The 1,420-nt window shown below is 43.8% G+C and carries 1 protein-coding gene; it reads left to right on the forward strand.

Annotated elements, in window-relative coordinates:
- Positions 1–80 precede the first annotated feature (80 nt).
- A complete protein-coding gene (locus AAEY99_RS21115; protein WP_101085470.1) occupies positions 81–1,400 on the forward strand; it encodes an IS4 family transposase in 1,320 nt (439 codons plus the stop codon).
- The last annotated feature ends 20 nt before the right edge of the window (positions 1,401–1,420 follow it).

Below are 1,420 nucleotides of genomic sequence, written 5' to 3' on the forward strand. Positions count from 1 at the left end.
CAATGCCGATCGTTTAAGGGCACTTGACCGATCTTGCAGATGAAAGATAATCCCTACCAGTATTCTGGTGGGGATTTTTTATGTTTGAGCAAGAGCTTGAATTAGTTCATGAGTCTGTTGAAGAAAGTGGGTCTTATGGTTCTGTAATGGAGGCTATTGATTCTGAGTGGATCGAACAATCACTCCTTTCAGCTAACAAGGCGAGTATCCGTAATCGCCGTCTGCCTGCGCAGCAGGCAGTCTGGCTAGTGCTTTGGATGGGATTAATACGTAACCAGTCCATCAAAGAAGTCTGTAGCTCGATGGATATAGCACTTCAATCTGGAGACTCCACCTGGTCTCGTGTAGCACCGAGTGTATTGACGGATTGCCGACGACGCTTAGGTGAAGCCCCAATGTCTTACTTATTTAAATCCACTATATCAGCCTGGCTTGAGCAAGCGTTAGGGGACCAAAATACACTAGGGCTTACCACTCTTGCCGTTGATGGAACGGTGTTTCGTTGCCAAGACTCTGAAGAAAATGCCAATGAGTTTGGTTTTATTTCAAAAACACACAAACCCTATCCTCAACTTCGATTAGTCAGCCTTATATCTACTGAAACCAGAATGGTATTAGGTGCTGCCTTTGATGGTTGTCACGTAGGAGAGATCACACTCGCACAGCGTTTAGTTCAAGATACACCTGATAACTCCTTAACCCTATTTGACCGTTGTTATTTCTCTGCTGACTTATTAGTCAATTGGCAAAGCTCTGGAGTACAGCGACATTGGCTGACACCCGTAAAGTCAAAAATGCGTTACGAGGTGGTCGAAGAGTTTGCGAATAATGATTTGCTCATTGATATGCCAGTCTCTCCCCAAGCGAGAAAGAAAAACCCCGAGCTTCCCGAAACATGGCGTGCCCGTTTTATTGCTTATCAAGAGCCAAAAGGTGAAATAAAAGGCTTCGTCACCTCATTGGTTGATCCCGTTAAGTATCCGCTGGACAAGCTACTTAATATCTACTGGCAACGCTGGGAAATAGAAGAAGGATATGGCGAACTTAAGCAAACCCAGCTACAAAGCAAGGTGACGTTACGAAGCAAATTTGTTGAAGGTGTTAAGCAAGAATTGTGGGGAGTGCTTATCGCTTATAATCTGGTTCGTTTAGAAATGACAGCGATAGCAAAGGAAGCTAAAGTTGCGCCAACCCGTATCAGTTTTACCGCGGCAATAAGCTTGATAGATACACAATTAAGGTGGCTTGCTTTATCACCAGATGGAAAGCTGCCAGCGAAACTTAAGCAAATGCGAGCCGATATAAAACACTTTATCCTTCCAGATAAAAGAAAGCACCGAACGTATCCACGCTCAGTGCTCTATATACCTAGCCGTTATCCACTTAAATATAAACAGTAATGCTTATCCGAATAGCATTA

The organism is Shewanella sp. S1-58-MNA-CIBAN-0166, assembly GCF_040310085.1.
Classification (GTDB): domain Bacteria; phylum Pseudomonadota; class Gammaproteobacteria; order Enterobacterales; family Shewanellaceae; genus Shewanella.